Below are 22,451 nucleotides of genomic sequence, written 5' to 3'. Positions count from 1 at the left end.
TCGCCATGTCAGCGAAAGCCGGATTTTTCATGCCGCCCGGAACAGACATTGCCCCGGTCAGTCGTACCAAGGTTAAGACAAACAACAATACGGCGATCCGGGCCGTGTTGAGAACAAGGAGAAACCCATGCCCACTACGCAATACACCTGGAACTGGCTGGTTCAGCACACTCTGGATTTCGGGCTGGATACCGTCCTGGCTGCAGTCATTCTGATTGTCGGCTGGTGGTTATCCAACCGCATCAGCGCGCTGGTCATGCGCTCTTTGAGCCGCACCAGCGCAGATGCCACGATCCGGCCGGTACTCGCCAGCATTATCGAATGGTCCGTACGCCTGTTGGCGCTGACCGCCGCCCTGGACCGCTTTGGCGTGCGCACGACCAGCATTGTGGCGGCGCTGGGCGCGGCCGGTCTGGCGATTGGTCTGGCGCTGCAAGGCACACTGCAAAATATCGCCGCTGGTTTCATGATCTTGCTGCTGCGCCCCTTCAAGGTCGGTGATTACATCGAAGGCGCGGGGGTGATTGCCGGTACGGTCAAGGAAATCAGCCTGTTTTACACGCGACTTAACAAAGCCGATGGCCAGGGCATGTTTGTGCCCAACAGCCAGTTGTGGAGCAGCGCCATTACCAACTACAGCGCCAACAGCACACGCCGGATTGAAGCGCACCTGGTGGTGCCGCATACAGAAGTCGCCAACGCCATTGCACATCTGCGCATGCTGATCGATTCGGATAACCGCATCCTCACGGACCCCGCCCCAAATGTCGTGGTGTCTGACTTCACCGACGTGGGTACGCGCATCACCGTCTACGCCTGGACGCAAAATGCAGACTTCCTGAGTGTAAAGAGTGAGTTGCTGGGACAGGTGCCGCCAGAGTTGAAAAAAACCGTGGTCATTACGCAGCGCGCCTGACGCGCGCCGCTGCCGGCATGACCCCGCCCAGGTGGCGTCATGCCAGTGCGTAATGACCCGGTTGATCAAGCCGTCAATCAGCCATCAGAAGTTGAAGTTGTCGATGTTGGAAGCATCAAACGTGGTCGGTGGTCCAAGGATTACCTCGCCGCTCTTGCCCACGGTGCGCTTGCCCAGCTTGCCCGCCTCAAAGGTATCGCCTTCCTTGCCAGTGATGGTGCCAGAGGCCAGGTTAGCTGCGGCATAAGCGGCCAGATAGCCCAGTGCACCCGGATCCCACAACTGGAACGCCTTCACCGTGCCATTCTTCACAAATGCGCGCATCTGGTTCGGCGTACCCAGCCCGGTCACTACAAAAGTGCCCTTCTTGGGGGACGTCGAGATATAACGCGCGGCGGCAGAGATGCCCACGGTCGTCGGTGCCACAATGGCCTTCAGGTTCGGATAGGCTTGCAACAAACCCTGGGTTTCGACGAAGGATTTCTGGTCATCGTCATTGCCATAAGCCACTTTCACCAGTTTGATCTTGGCGTATTCCGGCTTTTTCAGTTCTTCTTCCATCCACTTGATCCAGGTGTTCTGGTTCGTGGCGTTGGGCGTAGCCGACAGCACGGCAAACTCGCCCTCGCCGCCAATCAGTTTGGACAAGAGCTGGATCTGACCACGGCCAATGGATTCGCTATCGGCCTGGTTGATGAACAGCGTCCGGCCTTCCGGAGCGGTATCCGAGTCAAATGTCACCACCTTGATACCTTGCGCCTGGGCCTTTTTCAGGTATGGCACCACGGCGTTGGCGTCATTGGCGGCGATGACGATGGCGTTCTGCTTTTGCGTGATCAGCGTGTTGATGTACGACACCTGCGACGACGCACCCGCATCCGACGGGCCAACGACCTTGCCTACGCCGCCCATTTCCTTGATGGCTTCCAGACCGCCGTTATCAGCGATCACTTCGTAGGGGTTGTTGATCTGTTTGGGCAAGAAGGCAATCTTCAGGTCTTTCTTGATCCCCGCGCCCATTGCTGTGGCAGACAGCAGTGCCGCAAGCAGTACCGGCATGGCCAGTAACTTGATGTTTCTGTGCATGAGTCGACTCCTCGTCAGTGTATCTGGTCGGTGGTTTGACCGTGGTTTTTGGGTACAGCACATGTCGGCTCTTGTGGAGCCAATTTCGGGTTTATTGCGGTTTGCATTGGGCCTTGATGCCTTTGGGAGTGGGCGTTCAGGGCTTTTCAACTGCTTTTGAACTGCTTGGTTAGCGCCTGCCGTCAAAAACAACCCCAAACCCGCAAACCGTCTGTTTGCAAGAATGGATTGGTTACCCTTTCACTACCTCGTCATTCCGGCCTTGAGCCGGAATCCAGCCTGCAGCCCACCGGGCTGCTTACGGTGGATTGTCGCTACGCTCCGAATCCACCCTACAAAACCCTCGTTCAGACGATTTGGCCGTTGCCGTTGCCGTTGCCGTTGCCGTTGCCGTTGCCGTTGCCGTTGGTGTTGCCGTTGCCTTTGCCGTTGCCGTTGCTTTTGACTTTCTCCCCCGTAAAAGCCCAGCGCCGAAGGAGAGAGGGAGACCTTAGGCTCCCGACCGACTGAGGGCAGCCCGGAGGGCCGCAAGGCTGGGGTCGCCTTTCTTTGGTTCCTTTCTTTGGCGAAGCAAAGAAAGGAACGTGGGCCCGGCACCCCGGGTATCAAATGCCTTTTACCCCCGTGCCGAAGGCACTAACTCCACTCACCGTGCCGCCACAGCCTTCGCTGCCATCACCCGCTTGATCCGTGCCGCCCGCAAGCGCTCGGCAATATTGGGCACCAGCACAGAGGACAGCAGCAGCAGCCCCGTCACAATCGTCAACACCTCGCTCGACACGTCGTACAGCGTCAGCGCGTTCTTCAACACGCCAATGATCAAGAGCGACAACAACACCCCCACCAGCGAGCCTTTGCCGCCGAAAATACTCACCCCGCCAAACAGCACCGCCGCCACGACAGAGAGTTCAAACCCTTCGCCGTTATCGCCCCGCGCGCTGGAAAATCGCAGGGTGTAGATGATTCCGGCCAGTGCGCTCATGAACCCGGACAAGACAAACAGCTTGATCTTGGTGCGGGCGACATCCACGCCTGAGAAATGCGCGGCAGTCTGGTTGCTGCCAATGGCGTACAGGCTGCGGCCAAAGGCGGTGGATTGCAGCAGCACAGTGAAGCCAATGGCTGCAATGATCACCAGGATAAACGGCTGGGGCAGAAAGCTCTCACCGACGGTGCTGATGCCAAACGTGGTCCAGTTGGCCGGGAAGTCTGCAATGGCCTGATCCCCCAGCAACAGGTAAGAGAACCCGCGAAACATGGCCAGGGTGCCGATGGTGATCGCCAGCGAGGGCAAACCCAGCCGCACAATCACCAGACCATTGAACAGGCCTGCCAACACGCCGGCGGCCAGCACCAGCACCACCACCAGCGGCATGGGCAGGCCCATATGCCAGAGCACGCCCATCAAGGCGCTGGACATGCCCATGACCGAAGCCACAGAGAGGTCGATTTCCGCCGCGACAATGATCAAGGTCATGGGCAAGGCCATGAGGGCGATCTCGGTAAAGTCTGCCAGCAGGTTGGAGATGTTGGCCGTGCCCAGGAACTCGGCCGACAAGCCGCGCCCCAGGCCAAGCGACATGACCAGTACAACGCAGAGCATGGCTTCCCAGGTAAAGCGCAGGTTCAGTTTTGGCGGTGTGGCCATGGGTGTTTCCTTTTTTTGCTGCACTTCAAAAATCAGCTAGTTCATTCCGGAGCGAGTCACCCGTAGCCCGGATGGAGCCGGAGGCGGGAATCCGGGGCGGCGCTGCAAAAAGGTTCTTGCCTGCATTGCCCCCCGGATTCCCGGCCCCCAGGGCCTCCATCCGGGCTACGAAGTACCTGATATCAACCCAGTTCCCGCTTCTTCATCGACCACCTGGCCATGCGCCGGGACAACAGCGTGTCGCTGACAATCGCCAGCACAATCAAGCCGCCCTGGATCGCCAGTTGCCAGAAAGACGACACGCGCAGAACCACCAGCGAGATGTTGATCACGCCCAGTAACAAGGCACCCAGTGTGGCTCCCCATACGTTGCCGACACCGCCGGTAATGGCCACGCTACCGACCACGGCGGCGGCCACCACTTGCAACTCGATCCCCTTGCCGGTGCTGGCATCCACGGTGCCAAAACGCGCCAGCCACAACACACCGGCCAGCCCCGCCAAAGCGCCCGACAACAAGAAACCCGTAAACACGCGGCGATGGACGCGGATGCCGGCCAGCGTGGCGGCTTCCGGGTTAGAACCGATGGCGTAGAACTCCCGCCCTCCACGGAAAAACTTGAGGTAGTAACCCACGCCCGCCAGGACCACGGCGGCGATGATCACCAGGATGGGCAGGCCCAGTACGTTGCCGGTGGCAATGTGGGAGAACCCATCCGGCAAACTGGTGGCGTTGATCTGCCCGCCGTGTACCCAGGCGTAATCAATGCCGCGAAAGATGTAGAGCGTCGAGAGCGTGGCCACCAGTGAGGGCACGCGGCCAAAGGTCACCAATGCACCGTTGACGCAACCCGCTGCCAGGCCAATCAGCACCCCGGCAACAATCGCCAACGGCACCGGCAAGCCCGGTATGGCCATGAACAGGCTGCCCACCGCGTAAGCCGTGACCCCCAGCGTGGAGCTGACCGAGAGGTCGATATGACGCATCAACATCACCACCGTCATACCTGCGGTGAGGATGGCGGTGATCGCCACGTTCAGTAGAACGTCCCGCGCGTTATGCCAACTGAGGAAGGCCGGCTCCGCCAGGCCTGTACCGACAATCAGCAGCAACAGCACCACCAGCAATGTGCTTTCCCGGTTGCGGGCCAGCACCAGAAACCAGTGCTGGCGCTCCGGCGCGGGTTGGGTGGTGACGGCGATACCTGGGCTGTGTTGGCTCATGAAGGTTGTACTCATGCTGCTTTCCTGGAGGCGGGATCAGTCTGGCCCAGCGCAGCGGCCATAATGCGTTCTTCGTTGGCCTCTACCCGCGGGATATCCGCAGTAATACGGCCTTCATGCATGACCAGCACACGGTCAGCCATGCCCAGCACCTCCGGCAGTTCACTGGAGATCATCAGTACGGCCATGCCCTCTTTCACAAGGTCGGCCAGGGTCTGGTAGACCTCGGCTTTGGCACCCACATCAATCCCGCGCGTCGGTTCATCAATGATCAGCACGCGGGGATGGGTTGCCAGCCATTTGCCCAGCACCACCTTTTGCTGGTTGCCCCCTGACAGCGTGCCGGCCGGGGCATCCACGGTGTGGGCCTTGAGTTTGAGTTTGCTACCCCACTGGCTGGCCAGTTCGCGCTCGGCCTTGCCGGAGATCAGCCCGAAGCGCACCAGCTTGTTCAACACGGTGAGCGAGGTATTGCGGGCAATCGGCATGTCCAGCGCCAGACCTTGCTGACGGCGGTCTTCCGGCACCAGTGCGACACCCGCCCGCACGGCAGTGGCCGGTTTACCCAGTTTGAGCTTGTGCCCCATCACGTGGACCTCGCCACTATCTACCGGGTCAACCCCGAAGATGGCGCGGGCGACTTCGCTACGGCCTGCCCCCACCAGACCGGACAGCGCGACAATCTCGCCCTGGCGCACGTCAAACGAGATATCGCGAAATACGCCGGTCCGAGACAAGCGACGTACTGACAAACCGATCTCACCCGGGGTGACATCTGCTTTGGGGTAATAGGTGGATAGATCGCGTCCCACCATGCGGGCGACGATGCTGTCGTGATCCATCTCGCAGGTCTGCGCGAAATACACCGCCGCGCCATCGCGCATGATGGTGATGCGTTGGGTCAGACGGAATACTTCTTCCAGCCGATGGGTAATGAACAGGATGGCGACATTGGCGGTACGCAGGCGCTCGGCAATGGCAAACAGACGCTCAACTTCCGGGCGCGACAGGGCTGCCGTGGGCTCGTCCATGATCAGCACGTTGGCGTTGAGCGACAGCGCCTTGGCGATCTCGACCACTTGCTGGTCAGCAATCGACAAACCCTGAACCCGTTGCGTGGCTTTGAGCGACACCCCCAGCGACACCAGCATTTCCTGGGTCCAGCGGTTCATTTCGTCGTAGCGGATACGGCCAAGGCGATCAAGCGGTTGCCGCCCCATATAGATGTTCTCGGCAATCGAGAGATCGGCAAACAGCGTGGGTTCCTGATAGATGACCGCAATGCCGGCCTCCAGCGCGTCAGACGGCCGGGCAAAGTGCCGTTGCACCCCGTCGATGACCAGCGTGCCGGTATCGGGTTTGTGGACGCCAGCCAGAATCTTCACCAGCGTGGATTTGCCCGCGCCGTTCTCACCCAGCAGGGCGTGCACCTCGCCGGGATACAAGGCAAGGCAGCCATTGAGCAGCGCCTGGACTTCACCAAAAGCCTTGCTCGCGCCACGCAGTTCCAGCCGGGGCGAAAGGGGTTGATCGCTCATTGCATGGTCCTTATCTTCACACCGTCATTCCGGCCTTGAGCCGGAATCCAGGCGGCCACCAAAAGTGGCCTGGTTTGCAAGAACACACGTGTCAGCGCCTGCGGCGCAAATGTTTAGAACTGGATTCCGGCTTTCGCCGCAATGACGAGGCCGTGGATAGCGAGCAGCAGTTTCATTCCCGCTCCGCCTCGTCCCAATCCTCTTGCCTACAAGCGGTAAACCCGCTCGGCATTCATCCGGAACAACTGTGCTTTTTCAGAATCACTCGCCCCGCCAACAATCTGTGCAAACGCCTGCCACACCGCCGGGTAGTTGCTGTAGAGCTTGTCGACCGGAAAATTGGAAGCAAACATGCACCGATCGGTCCCGAACGTATCAATCACCTGCAATACGTAGGGCCGCAGGCTTTCCACCGTCCAATGGTGGTCAAACATCCCCAGCCCGCTGATCTTCACCGTCATGTTGGGCAGTGTCGCCAACAGCGCCAGGCCATCGCGCCAGGCGGTCCAGCCTGCCACGTGGTCCCGATCCACAAACATGCCGGCGTGGTTGAGCACAAAGCTCACGTCCGGGTTGTCCCGGGCCAGCACCGCGGCAGCGTGCATTTGCGCCGGATATAACTGCATGTCAAAACTCAAGCCATATTTGGCCAGTAACCTGAAATTGCGTTGCCACGTCGGGTCTTGCATGAAATGGCGGCCAACGTAGTCATACAGCGGCTTGGCATGTACGTTCAGAATCTGGCGGATACCGCGCATGGCGCGGCTTTCACATTGCGCAGCCAGCAAAGCCTCGACATCGGGCTGGCTGAAATCGGCGTAACCCACAATGCCGATCTTGAGCGCACCGGCTTCATCCGCCTGCGCCTGCACCCACCGTGTTTCCGCCAGCGGGTCTGCGGCGATGGCTTCAATGTGGACGGCCTTTAGCACCTGTACGGCGTCGCCGGCATCGGCCAGCAAATCAGCCGGCGCATACCGTTTTTTTACGGGGGTGACATCCCCGTTGAAACCCACCGCATCGCTTTCCATCCACGGGTAGCGCAGCGTGCCTGGGGCCCAGAGGTGGACATGTGGGTCAACCACTTGCAACGTCGTCATATCAGCGCCCTACTCCAGGTAAAACACAGGCGTCAGCGCCCATTGCTGCGGTTTGTGATCGGGCTCGGTTGCCATGATGTCGGCCATGTAATCCCACCAGCGGCGCATGACCGGCAACTGCGGCAGGTCGGCCATATGGTGGTCGTCGGTGGCTTTGAGCACGGCAAACAGCGCGTTCGTGGCTTCATCCAGAAATATGCGGTAATCGCTGATTCCGGCTGCCTTGAGCGCCACCACCAACTCCGGCCAGATTTCGTCATGCCGGCGCTGGTATTCGGCGGCCTTGCCCGGGTGAAGCTGCATGCGAAAAGCGTGGGTTTGCATGATTGCTATCCAGATATTGATCTGATTACAAAGCGGCACTGGCAAGGCGCCACGGGCGCAGACAGTACAGGCAAGACCGGGCAGCGCTGCTTTGTGGGCAGATCACTGGAGATTCACAAAAAGACCACCATCAACCAGCAACGACGCACCGGTGACATAGGCCGCCATATCCGACGCCAGGAACACCACTGCGCCGCCAATGTCTTCCGGCTGGCCCATGCGGCCCAGCGGAATGCGTTTGTTGAAGTACGCCACCTTTTCCGGGTCGGACAGATCGTCCTTGTTGATGTCGGTCAGAATCGTGCCCGGCATCACCGAGTTACAGCGGATGCCATATTTGCCCAGCGCAATGGCCGTGGATTGCATCAGCGAATGCACGCCCGCCTTGGTGGGGGTGTAGTGGGTTTGAAACTCTCCGCCGACCAGCGCACTGATGGAACTGATGGCGATGATCGAACCGCCTCGCCCCTGGTCTTTCATGCGGTTGGCGACGGCTTGCGTCACATAGAACGCGCCGTGCAGATTGACTTCCATGGTGCGCTGGAACGTCTCCAGCGGCATGTCGAGGAATGCATGGAACGGGCAAATGCCGGCGTTGCTGACCAGTACATCGACACCACCAAAATGATCCACTGCCGCTTGCACCAACAACTGCGCGGTGTGTGGATCGGCCACATCGCCTTTCACCGCCACGGCGCCACGGCCCAGGGCTTTGATTTCGGCCATGGTTTCATCAGCATGGCTGTGATGGCTGATCACCACATTGGCGCCGTGCTGCGCACAAGCCACCGCCACGGCGCGGCCAATACCACGTGAGCCCCCGGTAACGATGACGGTTTTATCTTTTAACAACATGGTTGGTGTTCTCCAGTTGCTGCATGTTGGTTGGGGTACAGAGGCAACGGTTAGAACCGCACCCTGTGCATTCCGCTATTTCGTCATTCCTGCGAAGCAGGAATCCAGTCCGCCCACCGCCGGTCGGCTTTGTACGCAAGAACAACAAGGTCAGCACCTGCGGCGCGGTTGTTTAGAGCTGGATTCCGGCTCAAGGGGGCCGCCGAGGACCGGAATGACGAGTCGGGGGTATGCCTGCCTCCCCCTCCTCACTCCATGCATCCCTCTACTTCGTCATTCCTGCGAAAGCAGGAATCCAGTCCGCCCACCGCCGGTGGGCTTTGTACGCAAGAACAACAAGGTCAGCACCTGCGGCGCGGTTGTTTGGAGCTGGATTCCGGCTCAAGGGGGCCGCCGAGGACCGGAATGACGAGTCGGGGGTATGCCAGTCTCCCCTCCTCACTCCTCAGTGCTCGTATGGCCGCACCAGCTTGCATTCCGGGTTCAAACGCACGCCAAAGCCCGGTTTATCGAGCGCAGAAGCCGCAATCCGCCCATTCACCGGCACCGGTTCATCCAGCAGCAGCGGGTTGAACATCGGCACCACTTGATCCGCCTTGGGCGCCATCATCAAAAACTCGGCAAACGGGCTGTTATGGCGGGTAATCACAAAGTGATAGCTATAAACGGACGAGCCATGCGGCACCACCAGCACGTTATGGGCGTCGGCCAACGCAGAAATCTTGATCAGTTCGGTGACGCCACCGCACCAGCCCACATCCGGCTGGATGATGTCGCAGCAGCCCATTTCCATCAGCAGACGGAAACCCCAGCGGGTGGCTTCGTGCTCGCCCGTGGTCACCAGCATGCCTTTAGGCACGTTGCGGCGTAGTTCGGCGTAGCCCCAGTAATCGTCTGGCGGCAGCGCTTCTTCAATCCATTTCAGACCGTATTGGTGTGCTTTGGTCGCCAGCCGGGTGGCGTAGTTGGTATCCAGGCTCATCCAGCAATCGAGCATCAACCAGAAGTCGTCGCCCACGCGGTGACGCATGTCTTCGATCATGGCCAGATTCTTTTTCAGGCCTTCTTCGCCTTCGGCCGGGCCGTGATGCAGCGGCATCTTGCCGCCAATAAATCCCATCTCTTTGGCAAGGTCGGGTCGGGCGCCTGTGGCATAAAACTGCAGTTGATCGCGCACCGGGCCGCCCAGTAACTGGTGCACGGGCTCACCACGCACCTTGGCCAGCAAATCCCACAAGGCCAGATCCACCCCGCTGATGGTGTTGATCACCACGCCCTTGCGGCCGTAATACAGGGTGGCGTTGAACATCTGGTCCCACATCTTTTCAATGTCGGTGACTTTCTGGCCTTCGATAAACCGCGCGAGGTGTTTTTCCACGATGTACGCGCCAATCTCACCGGCCGTAGTCACGGCAAAGCCCACCGTGCCGTCACTGGCTTCAATCTCCACCACCAGGGTGCCCAGCACATTGATGCCAAACGACTGGCGGCTCTGGCGGTATTGCTCATACTTGCTCATCGGCGTGGCAATGTGGTCATCAATCCAGTGGCCGCCGCCCTGGTCGTGGTAATCCGCCCCGCCGCCGCGCACGGTATAGGCGCGGATTTGCTTGATCACTGGCACGTTCATTACACATCCTCTCAAGTTGGCGAGAAGTCGACAAAACCCAGTGAAACGGTGCTGGCAAGGCGCACGAAACGCAGACAGTACGTGCAGTACGGCAAGTGAGTGCAACGCAGCCAGCAGGGTTTGATCGGCTTCTCCCTATCAATAAGTGGCACGGCCACCGGAGATATCGATCACCCCGCCCGTGGTAAACGAGCAATCTTCAGAACTCAGCCAGCCAATCAGCGCGGCCACTTCGTTTACCTGCAAGAAACGCCCCATAGGGATTTTGCTGAGCATGTAATCGATGTGTTGCTGGCTCATCTGATCAAAAATCTCGGTCTTGGCTGCCGCGGGCGTAATGCAATTGACGATCACATTTTTAGTCGCCAACTCTTTGCCCAACGATTTGGTGAAACCAATCAGACCGGCCTTGGAGGCGCTGTAGTGTGATGCCGTCGGATTGCCCTCTTTCCCGGCGACCGAGGCCACATTGACGATGCGGCCATAACCGTTTTCCAGCATTTTGGGGATCACGGCGTGGCACACCAGGAACGGCGCCACCAGGTTAACTTCAATCACCCGTGCCCAGCCTTTGGGGTCCAGCTCCCAGGTCAGGCCGTTGCCGCCGGTAATGCCGGCGTTATTGACCAGAATGTCGATCTTGCCATGGGCGGCAACCGTGGCAGACGCAGCGGCATTGACGGCGGCCGCATCGGTCAGATCCAGCGCGTGCACGCTGACTTTGCCCAGTTTTGAGAGCGCTGCGGCGGCTTGATCCAGCCGGGCAGCATCAATATCCCACAGCGCCACGCTAGCGCCCGATTGCAACATGCGTTCCGCCGCTGCGTAGCCAATGCCGCGCGCACCGCCGGTAATGATGGCTACACGGCCCTTCAGATCGAGTTGATTCATGATGGTCCCGATGCGTTATGCCGCTGTGCCCTTGGCCGGCACAGTCAACTGTTGTTGTTCGCCCAGGCCTGCAATGCCCAGTTTCATGGTCTGACCGGCATGCAGATACACCGGCGGCTTCTGACCCAGGCCCACGCCCGGCGGGGTGCCGGTGGCGATCACATCACCCGGTTGCAAGGTCATGAACTGGCTGATGTATGAGACCAGCGTGGCGACGTCAAAAATCATGGTGCGGGTGCTGCCGTTCTGGTACCGGTGGCCATCCACATCCAGCCACATGGCCAGGTTTTGCGGGTCCGCCACCTCATCGGCCGTCACCAGCCAGGGGCCGATCGGGGCGAAGGTATCGTGCCCCTTGCCTTTGTCCCACTGCCCGCCCCGTTCCAGCTGGAAAGCGCGTTCAGACACGTCATTGACCACGCAGTAACCGGCGATGTAATCGAGTGCGGATTCTTTCCCGACATACTTGGCGGTCTTGCCAATCACCACACCCAGTTCTACTTCCCAATCGGTTTTCTCGCCGCCGCGCGGAATTTCCACATGGTCATTGGGGCCACAGATCGCGCTGGTCGGCTTCATGAACAGAATGGGTTCGGTGGGGATCGCCATATTGGATTCTTTGGCGTGGTCGCTGTAATTGAGCCCCACGCAAATCACCTTGCCCACGCCAGCCACACATGGACCAATCCGCGCACCGGCCGGTGCAGTCGGCAGCGTGTCGGTTTTAACGTCGCGCAGTTTGGCCAGATTGGCGGGCAGCAACGTCGCGCCAGCAATGTCATCCACTACGGAAGACAAATCCCGGATCACGCCAGAGGCATCGACAAGGCCCGGTTTTTCGTGGCCGGCAGGGCCAAAACGCAGCAGTTTCATGCAGTTCTCCTGTGCCGCACAAAGCGCCAAAAGGAAGGCGTTTTTGTGTAGTGGCTTTGCAATGGCTACATTTTTATCGCGCTCAGAAATACCTGACTAATGCAAATCTGGTTATATTCGATAACTACAGGTTATTGATTGTGATGTATGTGCGATTGCAACAATCAAATCAACACATTGATTTACATCACATTAATTACACAAAAACGTTTCCGGAATGGTGCAACGCAATGCTTAAACAATACTTTTATCAATCGTTATTGCACCGCTTGCGCTACAAACATTTGTTCCTTTTGGTGGCCCTGGCGGACCATGGCAACCTGCATCAGGCCGCCGAAACCCTGGCCATGTCACAACCTGCGGCGACGCGCATGCTGCAAGAGGTGGAGGCCTTTCTGGATTGCACCCTGTTTGAACGCCAGGCGCGCGGCGTGAAACCGACCGAAGTCGGCGAAGAAATCATCCGTTTCGCCCGTACCACGCTGGGCGGTTTGCAGCGCACGGCAGACAGCCTGCAGTTATGGCAGCAAGGCGGCTTTGGGCAACTGATCATCGGCACCATCATGGGTGCCGCGCCAGATCTGGTGGCGCAATCGGTGGCCGAACTGAAAACCCGCAAACCGCTACTGCGCATCCGCATCAAGGGCGAAACCAGTGATCAACTGGTGGAATTGCTGGAGCAAGGCCGCGTGGATTTCGCCATTGGCCGCTTTTCTGAACTCAGCCAGCACAACTGGCTGGATTTTGAACCCTTGGGTAACGAGGTCATGAAAGTGGTCGTCCGCAGCGGCCATGCGCTGGCCGGGCGAGAAACGGTCACGCTGGCCGAACTGGCCAACTGGCCCTGGGTATTGCAGCCTTTGGCCAGTCCTGCCCGCCAGGTGCTGGAACGCGAGTTTGAGCACAACCATAGCGCCACGCCGCAGAATACGGTGGAGTGCGACTCCATCTTTGCCACCCTGCAACTGGTGCAACGGAGCGATGCGGTCACCGCGCTGGCCGAACCGGTCTTGCGGGATCACCTCTGGGCAAAACTGCTCATCGCTTTGCCACTGACCATTGGACAGAATCTGGCGCCATACGGGTTGTTAACGCGCAAAGGTGAGACGTTGTCCGGGATCGGGCTGGAGTTTGTGGAGATTGTGCGGCGGATAGCGTTGAATGCACGGGTGATGGGGGTGTAGTTCTTATCCGGGATACGTGCCATTTCCCCGCATGGGGGCACCCACCCATGGCAATGAGCATGTAGCGGGGCCGCCGCCAGGCTAAAATACCTCACTCTCACCTCGTCGCCGGCACACGCAAACCCATGAACTCGCCCCGCAAAGCCCCCACCTTCGAAACCATCAGCATTGCTGGCCCGGCCGGGCAACTGGAATGCCTGAAACTGGAATCCGCCCTGCCCGAAACCCGGGGCATTGCGCTGGTGGCCCACCCCAACCCGCTGGAAGGGGGCACGTTTACCAACAAGATCGTCACCACACTCGCCAAAACGCTGTCCCGTCTTGGGTACGTGGCGTACTGCCCCAACCTGCGCGGCGTGGGTAACTCTGAAGGCGCGCACGCCTACGGCAAGGAAGAACCCAACGACATGGCCGCAGTGCTGGCCCATGCGCGGACAGAAAACCCGGGCATAGCGGGATTGGTGCTGGCGGGATTCTCTTTTGGCACCTACGTGCAATCGCAATTTCGCCTGCGACTGGCGGACCATGAAGTCGAAGGCATGATACTGATCGGCCCTTCAGTCACCCGCCAGGCTTTTCCTGATGTGCCGGCTGACACCATCATTATTCATGGTGAGCAAGACGAGGTGGTCGATCTGCACCGTGTGTTTGACTGGGCGCGTCCGCAACAACTGCCGGTCATTGTCGTCCCCGGCGTAGGGCATTTCTTTCATGGACGGTTGACCCAACTGGCCGATCTGGTCGATCGCGAATGGCGTATTCGCCTGCTGTGATGCGCGCATGAACCTCGTCGCCGCCCATTTTCCGCCATCCTGGCTCATCACGGCGTGGATCATCGCCGGCGGCCTTATGCTCCGCGCGGCGCTGCGGGTGCCATGGTTCAAACTGCCACAAGCCGACATGACTTGCTGGTTTGGCGGCACGGTAGCCGTGCTGGTAGCGTGGCAAATGAAAGCCAGCCTGCAGCCGGGGCTGGCTTTTCATTTGATTGGTGCGGTGGCGTTGACCTTGATTGCCGGTCCGGATCGCGCGCGCTTGGGGTTGGCGGTCGCGTTGGCGGCAGATATTTATGACGGTCACGGCAACTGGGCCAGCATGGGTTTGTCCTGGCTGATTGTCGCCGCCGTACCCACCACACTGACCTGGCAGTTGCTGCGTTTTGCGCAAAAGAAAATGCCGCTTAATTATTTCACTTACATCTTCGTGAACAGTTTTGCGGCGGGTGCAGTGTCGATGTGGCTGGTGGGCTTGCTGACGTGTGCGCTGTTGGCGCTAGCCGGGGCCTATGACTTTGCTTTTCTGGTGGATGAACAACTGCCGTATTACTTTTTGATGGGCTGGCCAGAGGCATTTACCACAGGCATCGTCATGACCCTGCTGGTGGTGTATTTCCCGCAATGGGTGGCGACGTTTGATGATGCCTTGTATTTGAAGGATAAGTAGCCGGGTGGTGGGTGGTGTGTGAATCCGGACGAGTGCCGCGCAGCCACCATTTTATGCACACCAGTTCTTCATCATTTCGGCAATCACGTAGGGTGGATTCGGAGCGATAGCGACAATCCACCAGCGTACCGGTGGATTGCTGCGCGAATCCACCCTACGGGGCTGGTATGCCGGTTGCAACTTTTTTTGCATACCACAACATCGTCATTCCTCACCCTTCACTCATCAACTTCTGCCACCCTTCCAGCCCAATCCGCCGCATGGTTTCCATATTGCGTTCAAAGATCACGGATGCATCCGGAAACGCTGCCACAGCCCGTTCAATGCTGGCCTCCCGGATCAGGTGAAGAATCGGGTATGGCGCGCGGTTGGTGTAGTTCTCGATATCGTCCGCAGCAGTTCCGGCAAACTGGTATTGCGGGTGAAAACTGGCCAGTTGGTATTTACCGCGAAACCCCATTATGTCGACCAGCGCGTCCGCCTGATGGATGAAATCGTTAAAGTCGAGAAAATCCGCAAACGCCTGGGGAAAAATCAACAGCGTGGTATCCACCTGAGCCGGATCAGCGTCGTTGAGTTCCAGCAGCGCCATTTCCAGATCGCCCTCCCCCACTTCGGCCGTTGTGGCCTCGCTGATCACGTAGCGGATCTGCTGTTTGACATGCACGGCCTTGGCAAACGGGCACAGGTTCAGGCCAATGATGGCGCGTTCGAGCCAGCGGCGGGTGTCATCAAGAATGCGTTGGTCGTGGGCGGTCATGGTGGGCGGCATCCGGTTTGCAGCCGGCCATTTTACCCTGTCCCGCCCGCCAGTCTGCCGATCCGGTCAAGCTTTCTTTGCCGAGACCCACATGGTGACCGTGGCCAGCAGCACGATCTGGTCGTTGGTATCGAGTACTTCTACCTGCACGGGCAGGTTGATCCCGCTACCCCAATCGGCCGGTGTATCCAGAGTGGCAATGGCGCGCAGGCTGGTTTCAGCCTTCTTCACGTACTCAACCGTCATGCCCTTGGGAATCCAGCGGTGGCTGGGCGGAATAGTCACGTCGGTCATGGTGCCGGCGGCCAGTTCCGCCATATTGCACATGGCAATGGCGTGCACGGTGCCGATGTGGTTTTGCACCTTGCGGCGTTTTTTGATGGAGACCTGGGCACGGCCGGCCTGCAACACGTCAAAGCGCGGACGGATGGAGGCAAAGTACGGTGCCTTGAAACACACCAGGCGGGAAAACAGCCACTTGCCGGCGGGCAGGCCAGAGAGTTTTTGCCACATGTTCAAAAGTGCGTTGGGGCGAGCCATGATCGTGCCTTGTTGTGATTTATGGGCGCAGCATTTCACACATCGGGCCGGCTGACCAATTGGGGGGCGGCCTTAGCCTGGCGTTTGAAATTGACCGCCGTGCGTTTGCAGCACGGCGCCGTTTTGGCACACTGGCGTTTTTGCCTGCCCGCCGCCATGGAAACCATTGACCATCTTGCCCGCATGATCAACAACGCCAGGCACATTGCCGTGCTTTCCGGCGCCGGGATGAGCACGGAATCGGGCATTCCGGATTTTCGCTCCGCCAACGGCCTGTTTACCCAGAACCGCAGTTTTGCCGAGGTGGTGTCGATTGATTACTTTCTGGATTGCCCCGATGGCTTCTGGGATGCGTTTCGCGACATTTTCAAACTGAAGATGGCTGGCCAGTACGAACCCAATGCCGGGCATCGTTTTCTGGCGTGGCTGGAGCAACAAGGCAAGCGTATCAGCGTGCTGACGCAGAATATCGACGGCTTGCATCACAAAGCGGGTAGTACCGAAGTACTGGAAATGCATGGCAGCCTGATGGGGGCCAGTTGTTTGTCCTGCGGTACGCAACATGATCTGGCCTGGGTGCAACAACACGCCGTACCGCTATGCCGCAAGTGCCAACAGGTGATCAAGCCGGATGTGGTGCTGTACGGCGAAGCGGTGCCACTGATTGAGCGGGCGTTTGATCTGGCCGTGAACGCCGATCTGGTGCTGGTGATGGGGTCATCGCTGGAGGTGGGGCCGGTGAACATGATCCCGGTAGAAGCAGCGCGCTATAACGTGCCCTGCGCCTTGATCAATCTGTCGGATACCCGGCTGGACCGGTTCTTTGAGGTCATTATCCGCGCGCCCATTGGGGAGACTTGCCAGGCATTGCAACAACAATTGGGCGAAACCGGTGTAGCAGGATCGTAGCCCGGATGAAGCCAAAGGCGGGAATCCTGGGTTTGCGCCGCATGCAATATGATGCCCCGCCATCCCACAGATCATGCCCGCAGCGCAAGACCAATTCTTGCCGGTATCGCCCCCCGAATTCTCGCTGCGCTTCATCCGGGCTACGGGGTTACGAGATCCAGCAACAAATGGCTCGCCACACCCGGTAAATGCTGCTGCAACGCCGTTCGCACCCGTAATACGTGCGACAAACCGATCACCACCACCAGCCGCCCTGGCTGGGCCGCGACCTCTGCCACCCGTTCCACCACCGACTGATTGATGCGTAGCGCCCGCTGACGGTAAAAGCGGGCCAACGTCGCAAACGGGCCGGTACACCAGTCGTAAAAGCTGATCCATTGCCCGGCCATCTCTAACGCTGTTGGGGCGTTCATGGCAAAGAGATCGTTCCCTGCCAGGAAGGGGGCCAGTTGCGCATTGTAGCTGGCGTAAAAAGCCTGGCCCGCTGGCGGCAAGTCGGCCCCGCCCAGTTGTGCGGACAAGCTTTGCTGTTCTGCCAGGATAGCGGCAACCCGCGTGGCATCCCCCTCTCCCAGCCAGTCAAAACCGTGTGCGATGCCCGCGTAGTCTTGGGCCAGTTGCACCATTTCTGGCGCATAGCGACCCGGATAAGCGTCGGCTTGCGCCAGATCAGCCTGGCGGATTTCCAGCAACAAACGCGCTGGCTGCAACTGCTGCAGTACGCCAGTCAGTTGTCGTACCATCAGGTTATGCGTATCAGGTAGATGGTTGGTGCCAATCAGAAAAACCTGCATGACGCCCCCCAAGGCGAAATCTAATCATCCCAATCATCCAGTCTGGCAGAAAGTACGCCTTGCATGCCATGCAGCAATACCGGCATAGCACCAGGCTATTTCCATCATCGTAAAAATCAATTGGCTACCGATTTGCGGGGGTGATGTGTATCAACATTGCCCCCTCGCCTTCCGCCTGATGATACCCGGCATCCCCTGCAGGCCTTGCCGGGGTACTTTCTCTCAGGAAACACAAACCAATGAAACTACACTCAATCATGCTGGCGACCGCCCTGGCCGCAGGGGCAGCAGGGACCATCCATGCTAAAGAGGCAGCCAATCCGCTGACGGCGTTAATTGGCGTGTGGGAAGGCGATAAGGGAACTGACGTGGCGCCCGCGCAGAAAAGTACCGGCAAAGCCGGCACTGCGGCAGCCAGCCCCTATTTTGAAAGAATGGAAATTGCAGCAGGCCCCGGCGTAACCAACGCCAGCGAGCAAGACCTGGTGTCTGTCACCATCCGCCAACGGGTTTATCGCAAATCGGACAAACAGCAGTTTCACGACCAGATGGGCTATCTGATCTGGGATCAGAAAAACAGCCGCCTCATTTATTCCTTCTGTATTCCACGCGGGGTTTGCGCCAGTGCGGAGGGCAAATATGACAAACCTGGCGAATTCAATCTGGGCACCAAGTCTGCCTTTGCCGAAACAGACTTTATGAAAAAGAACGCCAAAACCAATAGTGTTGCCATCACTATGAAATTGGCTGCGGATGGCACCTTGAGTTATTCAGAGGTGACCGCCCTGACGATCTACGGCAAGCCATTTACGCATGTGGATGCCAGTACCCTGAAAAAAGTGGCTGGCAACTGATACCACCGCTGAGACCACCAGGGTGTGGACAAACAAAAAGACCTTCGCCTGCACGAAGGTCTTTTTGTTTCATACCCGGCGATCCGGTTTCGTGACCGGGGTACGAGGCGCCCGACCAACCCTCAGGCATCTGCCGCGCACAAGGTTTTGAGCAGCGGGCCGTCCTCCAGCAAGGGCGCCAGGGGCACGTCAAACGGCCCCGCCAGAGGAAGCCAGCGATATTCGTCAATCTCTGCCGCCAGTTCGATGGTGCCGGTGATTTCGCCAATAAAGGTATCCGCCCGCACACGCCGCCCCGCCTCATTGGCAGCAACGCCTTCGAAGGAACCCAGCGGGCGCAGACTGGCGACATCCACCGTGCATTGCAACTCTTCGGCAATCTCCCGCGCCAGGCATTGCACCGCGGTTTCACCGGCCTCCGGCTTGCCACCAGGCAACATAAAACGCTGCGTGCCGCGCTTGCGCACGCACAGCATCAGACCGTTCCGGATCACGGCGATGATGGCTACATCAATCACATCAGACACACCAGACAACCCACAAAGGCAAGGCCCGCAGGATAACGCGGGCCATGGCAGCTAGTCATCCGCATCCACCGTGCCCTGGCCTGGCACGCCAGACAATCCGCGCAAGAAGGCCTTGCGCACGTCGCTCAAGTGCCGGCGCATGGCGGTACGGGCAGCGGTGCTGTCACGCTGGATGATGGCATCCAGAATGCGTCGGTGATCCTGGCTGGTGTCTTCAAACAACCGTTGCGTCACAAAGTGATCTTCAAAACGGGCGAACACCGGGCTGGCGCGTTGATCCCACAACTGGGCGATCAGATGCACCAACGCCTGGTTGCCGCTCATCTCGGCAATTTTCATGTGAAACCGACGATCGGCAGGCTGGATATGATGCAAACGCCGGTGTTCATCGGCAATTTCGCCCAGCATGGCTTCCAGAATGTCGATATCCGGCTGTGTGGCGCGCTTTGCCGCCAGCGCGGCGGTTTCGCATTCCACCAGAATGCGGGCTTCCAGCAACTCCAGCGGGCCAACATCAGTCCAGCCATTTTGCTGCGATGCGTCAGCCAGCAAGGTGGCGGCGGTGGTAGCGGGTTTATCCAGTACCGTGACCCCGTTGCCCACTTTGACCGACACCCGTCCTTCTACTTCCAGCGCAATCAGCGCCTCCCGCACCGAGGCCCGGCTCACGCCCAGTTGTTCTGCCAGTTCGCGCTCTGCGGGCAACAAACTGCCGGGCGGAAACTGACCACTGTCGATATGCCGCAGGATTAATTCTGCAATTTGCCGATACAACCGCCTGGATTCAATCTGCGGCAGCCGGTTTGTCATAGTCCACCCCTGTGTCTGGCTTTTTCTGCCATTAAATCATTGCGATGCAGCACGATGTAGCCCGTGGATTTTCACTACAAAATACTTGACATGCCGTCGGACTGATACCACTCTTTGGCTCAATGGTCTGACCAATGGACCTTTGAGCCAAGTATACAACGGATGTAGCCGATTTATCGCTGACCGGCAAACTGGAGATACAACGTGGCACTGCATTGGCACTACCCAACGGGCACTCCGGCATGAGCACAGAAACCGATCGCCGCCTTTTGCTGATTGGCCCGCAAGACAACTGCCTGATCGTTTGTGCGCCGCTGGCCGCTGGCGAATCCGTGCTGGTAGAAGGTGTGCCCGTCACCTTGCCGCAGGCCGTTGCCATTGGCCACAAGCTGGCGCGCACCGCCATCGCGACCGGCCAGAAAGTGCTGCGTTATGGCGCCATTATTGGCAGCGCTACCCAACCGATTGCCCAGGGCGAACATATTCACACGCACAACCTGGCCAGTGATTACCTGCCCACCTACACGCTTGAGGAAGGTCAGAGTTATGTCCACCAACACTGAACGCGCCGCCCCTTTGCAAGGCTGGTTACGCAGCGATGGCCGCAAAGGCATCCGCAATGTGGTGGCCGTGGCTTACCTGGTGGAGTGCGCCCATTTTGTCGCCAGCGAGATCACCCAGCATTTTCGTGGACAGCCAGTGCATTTGATTGGCTTTCCCGGCTGTTACCCGAATGCCTATGCCGACAAGGTCATGCGCCAGTTGGCCACGCACCCCAATGTTGGCGCGGTGCTGCTGGTGTCTTTGGGTTGCGAGAGTTTCGACAAGCGCGGGCTGGAGACGCATATCGCCGACACGGATCGGCCCGTGCATACGCTCACCATTCAGGACAAAGGCGGCACGCGCAGCACCATTGCCCAGGGCGTGGAGTGGGTGCAATGGGCCGTCGAACAACTGGCAGAGCAACCGCGTGTAGCCATGCAGTGGGACGAACTGGTGGTCGCCACCATTTGCGGCGGTTCTGATGGCACCAGCGGCATTACCGCCAACCCGGCCGTGGGACGCGCCTTTGACCGGCTCATTGATGAAGGCGCGGCCTGCATTTTTGAAGAAACCGGCGAACTGGTGGGCTGCGAATTTCACATGAAGCGTCGCGCTGCCACGCCAGAACTGGGCGATGAGATTGTCCGCACCGTCGCCAAGGCCGCGCGCTATTACGCCACGCTGGGTCACGGTAGTTTTGCGCCAGGCAATGCCGATGGCGGGCTGACCACGCAGGAAGAAAAATCCCTGGGCGCTTACGCCAAGAGTGGGGATTCGCAAATTGTCGGGCTGATCAAGCCGGGCGATGTTCCCCCCACCGGCGGGCTGTATCTGCTGGACGTGGTGCCGGATGGCGAGGTGCGTTTTGGCTTTCCGAATATCTCTGACAACGCCGAGATTGTGGAGCTGATGGCGTGTGGCGCGCACATCACCCTCTTTACCACCGGGCGCGGATCGGTCGTCGGCTCTGCCATTGCCCCGGTGATCAAGATTTGCGCCAATCCGCAGACGTATGCGCGGCTGGCTGAGGACATGGATGTGAACGCGGGCCGTTTGCTGAACGGCGAAGCCACGCTGGATGAACTGGGCGCGGAGATTGTCACGCTGGTGCATGAGGTGGCTAACGGTGCGCCGAGTAAATCTGAAGCGTTGGGGCACCAGGAATTCATTCTGACTTACAAGCAGTTTGAGCCGCTGGGGCCGGCGTGTTTGCCGATTCGGGGTGTTTGAAGAGGCGTTGTGTTTGTTGGTTCACGCCTTGGGCGCGACTCGCTGCTAGCCGAATGCTGGCCGTAGGGTGGATTTGGAGTGGCAGCGACAATCCACCATTGCGGTGTTTGCAAGTATGGGTTGCTGGCTTGGTGACTGGCTCGTCATTCCGGCGAACGCCGGAATCCAGTGGGGGGCCGTTTTGGCCCCGTTCTCTGGCGAGAACCTGTGTGTAGCCCGGATGGAGCCGCAGGCGGGAATCCGGGGTGGCGATATTTGCAAGTATGGGTTGCTGGCTTGGTGACTGGTTCGTCATTCCGGCGAACGCCGGAATCCAGTGGGGGGCCGTAGCGGCCCCGTTCTCTGGCGAGAACCAGTGTGTAGCCCGGATGGAGCCGCAGGCGGGAATCCGGGGTGGCGATATTTGCAAGTATGGGTTTCTGGTCTGGTGACTGGTTCGTCATTCCGGCGAACGCCGAAATCCAGTGGGGGGCCGTTTTGGCCCCGTTCTCTGGCGAGAATCATTGTGTAGCCCGGATGGAGCCGAAGGCGGGAATCCGGGGTGGCGATATTTGCAAGTATGGGTTGCTGGTCTGGTGACGGGTTCGTCATTCCGGCGAACGCCGAAATCCAGTGGGGGGCCGTTTTGGCCCCGTTCTCTGGCGAGAACCAGTGTGTAGCCCGGATGGAGCGGTAGCGGGAATCCGGGGTGGCGATATTTGCAAGTATGGGTTGCTGGTCTGGTGACGGGTTCGTCATTCCGGCGAACGCCGAAATCCAGTGGGGGGCCGTTT

The 22,451-nt window shown here is 59.1% G+C and carries 23 protein-coding genes; 8 read left to right on the top strand and 15 right to left on the bottom strand.

What is annotated here, in order from left to right:
* The first annotated feature begins 127 nt into the window (after positions 1–127).
* Positions 128–916, top strand: coding sequence for a mechanosensitive ion channel family protein (locus HNQ50_RS02605; protein ID WP_184097255.1), 789 nt, complete (start codon positions 128–130; stop codon positions 914–916).
* Positions 917–1,000: 84 nt separating this feature from the next.
* On the opposite strand, the gene rhaS is transcribed toward HNQ50_RS02605, so the two are convergent.
* The 10 genes from rhaS to HNQ50_RS02555 all read right to left on the bottom strand — a co-directional run bounded on the left by rhaS (position 1,001) and on the right by HNQ50_RS02555 (position 12,084).
* A complete protein-coding gene (gene rhaS, locus HNQ50_RS02600) occupies positions 1,001–2,002 on the bottom strand; it encodes a rhamnose ABC transporter substrate-binding protein (protein WP_184097253.1) in 1,002 nt (333 codons plus the stop codon).
* 646 nt (positions 2,003–2,648) lie between these two features.
* Complete coding sequence (locus HNQ50_RS02595; RefSeq protein WP_184097251.1) at positions 2,649–3,650, bottom strand: ABC transporter permease; 1,002 nt, start codon at positions 3,648–3,650, stop codon at positions 2,649–2,651.
* A gap of 182 nt (positions 3,651–3,832) precedes the next feature.
* Positions 3,833–4,888 (bottom strand): ABC transporter permease, encoded by a 1,056-nt coding sequence (locus HNQ50_RS02590; protein ID WP_184097249.1) that lies wholly within the window; start codon positions 4,886–4,888, stop codon positions 3,833–3,835.
* On the bottom strand, positions 4,885–6,411 hold the full coding sequence (locus tag HNQ50_RS02585) for a sugar ABC transporter ATP-binding protein (RefSeq protein ID WP_184097247.1): 1,527 nt from the start codon (positions 6,409–6,411) through the stop codon (positions 4,885–4,887). Before HNQ50_RS02585 ends, HNQ50_RS02590 begins: the two co-directional genes overlap by 4 nt.
* A gap of 206 nt (positions 6,412–6,617) precedes the next feature.
* Complete coding sequence (locus tag HNQ50_RS02580; protein WP_221302960.1) at positions 6,618–7,511, bottom strand: amidohydrolase family protein; 894 nt, start codon at positions 7,509–7,511, stop codon at positions 6,618–6,620.
* A 9-nt stretch (positions 7,512–7,520) separates the two neighbouring features.
* Positions 7,521–7,835, bottom strand: a complete 315-nt coding sequence (gene rhaM / locus HNQ50_RS02575; RefSeq protein WP_184097245.1) for an L-rhamnose mutarotase — start codon at positions 7,833–7,835, stop codon at positions 7,521–7,523.
* Between the two features lie 102 nt (positions 7,836–7,937).
* Positions 7,938–8,690 carry an L-rhamnose 1-dehydrogenase Lra1 gene (gene lra1 / locus HNQ50_RS02570; protein ID WP_184097243.1) on the bottom strand — a complete coding sequence of 251 codons (753 nt, stop codon included), beginning with the start codon at positions 8,688–8,690 and terminating at the stop codon, positions 7,938–7,940.
* Positions 8,691–9,135: 445 nt separating this feature from the next.
* Complete coding sequence (gene rhmD, locus HNQ50_RS02565; protein WP_184097241.1) at positions 9,136–10,320, bottom strand: L-rhamnonate dehydratase; 1,185 nt, start codon at positions 10,318–10,320, stop codon at positions 9,136–9,138.
* A gap of 138 nt (positions 10,321–10,458) precedes the next feature.
* Positions 10,459–11,211: an SDR family NAD(P)-dependent oxidoreductase gene (locus HNQ50_RS02560; protein WP_184097239.1), complete on the bottom strand. Its 753-nt coding sequence runs from the start codon at positions 11,209–11,211 to the stop codon at positions 10,459–10,461.
* A 15-nt stretch (positions 11,212–11,226) separates the two neighbouring features.
* A complete protein-coding gene (locus tag HNQ50_RS02555) occupies positions 11,227–12,084 on the bottom strand; it encodes a fumarylacetoacetate hydrolase family protein (protein WP_184097237.1) in 858 nt (285 codons plus the stop codon).
* 230 nt (positions 12,085–12,314) lie between these two features.
* Here HNQ50_RS02555 and HNQ50_RS02550 point away from each other — a divergent pair, with 230 nt between their 5' ends.
* The 3 genes from HNQ50_RS02550 (at position 12,315) to HNQ50_RS02540 (ending at position 14,711) form a co-directional block, all read left to right on the top strand.
* Entirely contained in the window at positions 12,315–13,268 is a 954-nt protein-coding gene (locus HNQ50_RS02550) for a LysR family transcriptional regulator (RefSeq protein ID WP_184097235.1), read from the top strand.
* A 125-nt stretch (positions 13,269–13,393) separates the two neighbouring features.
* The gene (locus HNQ50_RS02545) at positions 13,394–14,041 is read left to right on the top strand and encodes an alpha/beta hydrolase (protein WP_184097233.1); all 648 of its coding nucleotides are present in this window, start codon (positions 13,394–13,396) and stop codon (positions 14,039–14,041) included.
* Positions 14,042–14,048: 7 nt separating this feature from the next.
* Positions 14,049–14,711 carry an energy-coupling factor ABC transporter permease gene (locus tag HNQ50_RS02540; RefSeq protein WP_184097231.1) on the top strand — a complete coding sequence of 221 codons (663 nt, stop codon included), beginning with the start codon at positions 14,049–14,051 and terminating at the stop codon, positions 14,709–14,711.
* Positions 14,712–14,922: 211 nt separating this feature from the next.
* Here HNQ50_RS02540 and HNQ50_RS02535 read toward each other — a convergent pair whose 3' ends face one another.
* Together HNQ50_RS02535 and HNQ50_RS02530 are read right to left on the bottom strand one after the other, a co-directional pair.
* Positions 14,923–15,471: a DUF1415 domain-containing protein gene (locus tag HNQ50_RS02535; RefSeq protein ID WP_221302959.1), complete on the bottom strand. Its 549-nt coding sequence runs from the start codon at positions 15,469–15,471 to the stop codon at positions 14,923–14,925.
* A 66-nt stretch (positions 15,472–15,537) separates the two neighbouring features.
* Complete coding sequence (locus HNQ50_RS02530) at positions 15,538–16,011, bottom strand: hotdog fold domain-containing protein (protein WP_184097227.1); 474 nt, start codon at positions 16,009–16,011, stop codon at positions 15,538–15,540.
* 99 nt (positions 16,012–16,110) lie between these two features.
* On the opposite strand from HNQ50_RS02530, the gene HNQ50_RS02525 reads away from it, so the two are divergent.
* A complete protein-coding gene (locus HNQ50_RS02525; RefSeq protein WP_308419126.1) occupies positions 16,111–16,920 on the top strand; it encodes an NAD-dependent protein deacylase in 810 nt (269 codons plus the stop codon).
* Between the two features lie 140 nt (positions 16,921–17,060).
* Here the strand turns inward: HNQ50_RS02525 and HNQ50_RS02520 are convergent, their stop codons facing one another.
* Entirely contained in the window at positions 17,061–17,714 is a 654-nt protein-coding gene (locus tag HNQ50_RS02520; RefSeq protein WP_184097225.1) for a hypothetical protein, read from the bottom strand.
* A 239-nt stretch (positions 17,715–17,953) separates the two neighbouring features.
* Between HNQ50_RS02520 and HNQ50_RS02515 the strand changes: the two genes are divergently transcribed.
* A complete protein-coding gene (locus HNQ50_RS02515; RefSeq protein ID WP_184097223.1) occupies positions 17,954–18,568 on the top strand; it encodes a heme-binding beta-barrel domain-containing protein in 615 nt (204 codons plus the stop codon).
* Between the two features lie 122 nt (positions 18,569–18,690).
* Here the strand turns inward: HNQ50_RS02515 and HNQ50_RS02510 are convergent, their stop codons facing one another.
* Both HNQ50_RS02510 and HNQ50_RS02505 read right to left on the bottom strand, forming a co-directional pair.
* Positions 18,691–19,095: an NUDIX hydrolase gene (locus HNQ50_RS02510; RefSeq protein ID WP_184097221.1), complete on the bottom strand. Its 405-nt coding sequence runs from the start codon at positions 19,093–19,095 to the stop codon at positions 18,691–18,693.
* Positions 19,096–19,146: 51 nt separating this feature from the next.
* Positions 19,147–19,905, bottom strand: a complete 759-nt coding sequence (locus HNQ50_RS02505) for a FadR/GntR family transcriptional regulator (RefSeq protein ID WP_184097219.1) — start codon at positions 19,903–19,905, stop codon at positions 19,147–19,149.
* Between the two features lie 242 nt (positions 19,906–20,147).
* Between HNQ50_RS02505 and HNQ50_RS02500 the strand changes: the two genes are divergently transcribed.
* Both HNQ50_RS02500 and HNQ50_RS02495 read left to right on the top strand, forming a co-directional pair.
* Positions 20,148–20,468: a UxaA family hydrolase gene (locus HNQ50_RS02500; protein ID WP_184097217.1), complete on the top strand. Its 321-nt coding sequence runs from the start codon at positions 20,148–20,150 to the stop codon at positions 20,466–20,468.
* Positions 20,452–21,678, top strand: coding sequence for a UxaA family hydrolase (locus tag HNQ50_RS02495; RefSeq protein WP_184097215.1), 1,227 nt, complete (start codon positions 20,452–20,454; stop codon positions 21,676–21,678). Before HNQ50_RS02500 ends, HNQ50_RS02495 begins: the two co-directional genes overlap by 17 nt.
* The last annotated feature ends 773 nt before the right edge of the window (positions 21,679–22,451 follow it).

Origin of the sequence: Silvimonas terrae (assembly GCF_014202765.1) — a bacterium.
GTDB lineage: Bacteria > Pseudomonadota > Gammaproteobacteria > Burkholderiales > Chitinibacteraceae > Silvimonas > Silvimonas terrae.
This window is presented reverse-complemented; position numbering and strand designations above follow the sequence as displayed.

Coding starts and splice junctions, on each gene's coding strand:
- HNQ50_RS02605 (WP_184097255.1), top strand. CDS start 128: ATGCCCACTACGCAATACACCTGGAACTGGCTGGTTCAGCACACTCTG.
- rhaS (WP_184097253.1), bottom strand. CDS start 2,002: ATGCACAGAAACATCAAGTTACTGGCCATGCCGGTACTGCTTGCGGCA.
- HNQ50_RS02595 (WP_184097251.1), bottom strand. CDS start 3,650: ATGGCCACACCGCCAAAACTGAACCTGCGCTTTACCTGGGAAGCCATG.
- HNQ50_RS02590 (WP_184097249.1), bottom strand. CDS start 4,888: ATGAGTACAACCTTCATGAGCCAACACAGCCCAGGTATCGCCGTCACC.
- HNQ50_RS02585 (WP_184097247.1), bottom strand. CDS start 6,411: ATGAGCGATCAACCCCTTTCGCCCCGGCTGGAACTGCGTGGCGCGAGC.
- HNQ50_RS02580 (WP_221302960.1), bottom strand. CDS start 7,511: ATGACGACGTTGCAAGTGGTTGACCCACATGTCCACCTCTGGGCCCCA.
- rhaM (WP_184097245.1), bottom strand. CDS start 7,835: ATGCAAACCCACGCTTTTCGCATGCAGCTTCACCCGGGCAAGGCCGCC.
- lra1 (WP_184097243.1), bottom strand. CDS start 8,690: ATGTTGTTAAAAGATAAAACCGTCATCGTTACCGGGGGCTCACGTGGT.
- rhmD (WP_184097241.1), bottom strand. CDS start 10,320: ATGAACGTGCCAGTGATCAAGCAAATCCGCGCCTATACCGTGCGCGGC.
- HNQ50_RS02560 (WP_184097239.1), bottom strand. CDS start 11,211: ATGAATCAACTCGATCTGAAGGGCCGTGTAGCCATCATTACCGGCGGT.
- HNQ50_RS02555 (WP_184097237.1), bottom strand. CDS start 12,084: ATGAAACTGCTGCGTTTTGGCCCTGCCGGCCACGAAAAACCGGGCCTT.
- HNQ50_RS02550 (WP_184097235.1), top strand. CDS start 12,315: ATGCTTAAACAATACTTTTATCAATCGTTATTGCACCGCTTGCGCTAC.
- HNQ50_RS02545 (WP_184097233.1), top strand. CDS start 13,394: ATGAACTCGCCCCGCAAAGCCCCCACCTTCGAAACCATCAGCATTGCT.
- HNQ50_RS02540 (WP_184097231.1), top strand. CDS start 14,049: ATGAACCTCGTCGCCGCCCATTTTCCGCCATCCTGGCTCATCACGGCG.
- HNQ50_RS02535 (WP_221302959.1), bottom strand. CDS start 15,471: ATGACCGCCCACGACCAACGCATTCTTGATGACACCCGCCGCTGGCTC.
- HNQ50_RS02530 (WP_184097227.1), bottom strand. CDS start 16,011: ATGGCTCGCCCCAACGCACTTTTGAACATGTGGCAAAAACTCTCTGGC.
- HNQ50_RS02520 (WP_184097225.1), bottom strand. CDS start 17,714: ATGCAGGTTTTTCTGATTGGCACCAACCATCTACCTGATACGCATAAC.
- HNQ50_RS02515 (WP_184097223.1), top strand. CDS start 17,954: ATGAAACTACACTCAATCATGCTGGCGACCGCCCTGGCCGCAGGGGCA.
- HNQ50_RS02505 (WP_184097219.1), bottom strand. CDS start 19,905: ATGACAAACCGGCTGCCGCAGATTGAATCCAGGCGGTTGTATCGGCAA.
- HNQ50_RS02500 (WP_184097217.1), top strand. CDS start 20,148: ATGAGCACAGAAACCGATCGCCGCCTTTTGCTGATTGGCCCGCAAGAC.
- HNQ50_RS02495 (WP_184097215.1), top strand. CDS start 20,452: ATGTCCACCAACACTGAACGCGCCGCCCCTTTGCAAGGCTGGTTACGC.